3 protein-coding genes and 2 pseudogenes are annotated in these 3,065 nt (G+C 71.9%); 1 reads left to right on the forward strand and 4 read right to left on the reverse strand.

Annotated features, from left to right (window positions below; genetic code table 11):
- Nucleotides 1-159 (reverse strand): annotated as a pseudogene (locus G3I65_RS57980) (DUF1015 domain-containing protein); the annotation flags it as partial.
- A 116-nt stretch (nt 160-275) separates the two neighbouring features.
- On the opposite strand from G3I65_RS57980, the gene G3I65_RS48715 reads away from it, so the two are divergent.
- On the forward strand, nt 276-1,790 hold the full coding sequence (locus G3I65_RS48715; protein WP_160702388.1) for an MDR family MFS transporter: 1,515 nt from the start codon (nt 276-278) through the stop codon (nt 1,788-1,790).
- Here the strand turns inward: G3I65_RS48715 and G3I65_RS48720 are convergent.
- The 3 genes and pseudogenes from G3I65_RS48720 to G3I65_RS48730 all read right to left on the reverse strand — a co-directional run.
- Nucleotides 1,787-2,128 (reverse strand): cupin domain-containing protein, encoded by a 342-nt coding sequence (locus G3I65_RS48720; protein WP_203612719.1) that lies wholly within the window; start codon nt 2,126-2,128, stop codon nt 1,787-1,789. The genes G3I65_RS48715 and G3I65_RS48720 overlap by 4 nt on opposite strands.
- Before the next feature lie 9 nt (nt 2,129-2,137).
- Complete coding sequence (locus G3I65_RS48725; RefSeq protein ID WP_160702390.1) at nt 2,138-2,677, reverse strand: TetR/AcrR family transcriptional regulator; 540 nt, start codon at nt 2,675-2,677, stop codon at nt 2,138-2,140.
- A 30-nt stretch (nt 2,678-2,707) separates the two neighbouring features.
- Nucleotides 2,708-3,065 (reverse strand): annotated as a pseudogene (locus tag G3I65_RS48730) (TIGR03854 family LLM class F420-dependent oxidoreductase); the annotation flags it as partial.

Below are 3,065 nucleotides of genomic sequence, written 5' to 3' on the forward strand. Positions count from 1 at the left end.
GTGCTGCACGGCCAGCAGGGTGTCGCCGGCCCCGGGCGCGGCCAGCGCGTCGATCACCCGGTCGGGCTCGGCGAACTCGTCGACGTCCGGGCCGGGGACCGCGTCGCGGACCACCCAGCCCCGCCCGATCGGCCGGATCCAGTCGCTCACCCCTCCCATCTTGCGTGATGAGCGCGGCGACGGAAATTCGCTGGGGTGCGGTGCCTCCCGGTGGAATGCTTAGGACTGCAAAGTAGTTGACCCCGGACATGACCGCCCCGAGGAGCAGCCCGCCGATGACGACACCCGCCGCCACCAGCGTCAAGGGGGTCGGCTTCCGTTCGGAACGCGGCCCGGTGCTGGTCGCCGTCATGCTCAGCACCGCGCTGGTGGCGCTGGACAGCACGATCATCGCGACCGCGGTGCCGTCGGTGGTGCGCGACCTCGGCGGGTTTTCGCAGTTCCCGTGGCTGTTCTCGATCTACCTGCTGACCCAGGCCGTCACGGTGCCGCTCTACGGCAAGTTCGCCGACGTCCTCGGCCGCCGCCCGGTGATGTTCTTCGGGATCGCCGCGTTCCTCATCGGCTCGGTGCTGTGCGGCGCCGCGTGGAGCATGCCGGTGCTGATCGCCGCCCGCGCGGTGCAGGGCATCGGCGCCGGCGCGATCCAGCCGATGTCGATGACGATCATCGGCGACCTCTACACGGTGGAGGAACGCGCCAGAGTGCAGGGCTACGTCGCCAGCGTCTGGGGCGTCGCGTCGGTGGTCGGCCCGACCCTCGGCGGCGTGTTCGCCGAGTACCTGGACTGGCGGTGGATCTTCTTCGTCAACCTGCCGCTGGGCGCCATCGCCGCGCTGATGCTGCACCGCAACTTCGCCGAGCGCGTGGAGCGCAAGCCGCACAAGGTCGACTACACCGGGGCCGCGCTGCTCACCATCGGCTGCTCGCTGGTGATCCTGGGCCTGCTCGAAGGCGGCGTCGCGTGGGCGTGGGGCTCGCTGCCGAGCGTGGCGATCTTCGTCGTGGGCGCGGCGCTGCTGGTGGCGTTCGTGCTGGTGGAGAAGCGCGCGGCCGAGCCGGTGCTGCCGCTGTGGGTGTTCACCCGGCGGATCCTGGTGGGCGGCAACCTGGTCGCGGTCGTGGTCGGCGCGGTCCTGATGGGCCTGACGTCGTACCTGCCGACGTACGCGCAGGGCGTGCTCGGCGCGGGCGCGCTGGTGGCCGGGTTCGCGGTGGCGGCGCTGACGGTCGGCTGGCCGATCTCGGCGTCCCTGGCGGGCAAGATCTACCTGCGCATCGGCTTCCGCGACACGGCGCTGATCGGCAGCGTGTTCATCATCGCGGGCGGGGTGCTGGTGGCCACGCTCGGCGCGACGTCGTCGATCTGGTCGGCCGCGGTCGCGGCGTTCGTCCTCGGCATCGGCCTCGGCCTGGCGGCGAGCCCGACGCTGGTGGCAATCCAGTCCGTGGTGGGCTGGGACCGCCGCGGCGTGGTCACCGCGACGAACCTGTTCAGCCGGTCACTGGGCAGTGCGGTCGGCGCGGCGGTGTTCGGCGCGATCGCCAACGCCACGCTGGCTTCGCGGTTCGCGAACCCGCCGGCCGAGGTCGCGGGCAAGCTGCCGCCGTCGGTGGACGCGACGAGCCTGGTGCTGGGCGGCCACGCCGACTCCCCGGTCGCGACGTTCGTCCGAGGCGCGCTGAACGACGCGACGCACTACGTGTTCATCGGCCTGCTGGCGGTGGCGGTGCTGTCGGTCCTGGCGCTGTTGCTGATGCCGCGCAAGACCGAGCAGCTGGAGTTCTAAGCGTCGGGGAAGACGAGTTCGGCGGTCATCCCGTCGGCGAGCAGGAAGTAGCCGAGGAACGTCACGCCGTCGTCGCGCGCGTCGAACCGGGCGATCCGGACGCCTTCGGGTTCGTAGAAAACGTCGCCCGGTTCGAGCACGGTCTCCGGCCCGCCCTCGATCTGGTAGACCGCCGAACCCGTTTCGATGCTGCCGAAGACGGGTCCGTTGTGGACGTGCAGCCCGGCGGCGTGGCCGGGGGCGATGGTGATCCGCCGGATCTCGACCCGCGACGTCGCCAGCGGGGCCGGCAGTTCCTGGTCGAGGACGATCACGCGGCTCAGCGGTTCAGTCGGCATGGCTTCCCTTCAGCGGGTCTTCAGCAGCGCGAGGATCCCCTCGATCGCCTGCTCGAACGGCTCGGTGCGGTCCGCGGCCCTGGCGAGGACGTAGCCGCCCTGCAGGGTCGCGACGATGGCGGCCGCGGTGGCCGCCGGGTCGAGGCCGCCGTCGTCCTCCGCGACGACTTCGGCGAGCCGGGTGCGCAGCCAGGAGAACGTCTCTTCGACCGGCGCCCGGAGCGCGGGCGCGGCCATGACGTCCGGGTCCTGTGTCAGCCGCCCCACCGGGCAGCCCCGCAGGACGTCGCGCTCACGGCGGAGGTACGCCGCGATGCGTTCGAGCGCGGTGCCCGGCCCGGACAGCTGCGCTTCGGCGGCCGCGCGCAGCTCCTCGGCGGTGCGCTCGATGGCCGCGCGCGCCAGCTCCTCCTTGCCGGAGAAGTGGTGGTACATGCTGCCCTGGCCGGCGCCGGCGAGCTGCTGGATGGTCTTCGGGCTGGTCCCGACGTACCCGCGTTCCCACAACAGGGTGCGGGTGCTCTCGATGAGGCGCTCCCTCGTGTCCACGGCCCTGAGTGTACATACCAGTAGGTACAGTCAGTTCTGCAGTGGCATCAGTTCCGTCTGGAAGTGCGCCAGGAACTCCTCGAAGTCGCCGTGGGCCGGCCGGATGACGAACTTCGTCAGGCCGGCTTCGATGTGCTGCTCGACCAGCCGGCGAGCCTCGGGCCAGCTGGTCGCGACCAGGTCCTCGACCGGCACGCCCGGCTGCCGCTTGGCCGCCGCGGCCAGCAGCTGGTCCGGCACGCCCTGGTCGGCCACCGCCAGGCTGAGCCCGAAGTGGTCGGCTTCGATCTCGCGCCCGGCTTCCGCCGCGGCCTCCTGGATCGCGATGCGGGCCTCCCGCGCCTGGGCCGGCGTGTGGAAGCTGCCGAGCCACCCGTCGGCGAGCCGC

The sequence above is a fragment of the Amycolatopsis sp. SID8362 genome (assembly GCF_010550475.1).
GTDB lineage: Bacteria > Actinomycetota > Actinomycetes > Mycobacteriales > Pseudonocardiaceae > Amycolatopsis > Amycolatopsis eburnea.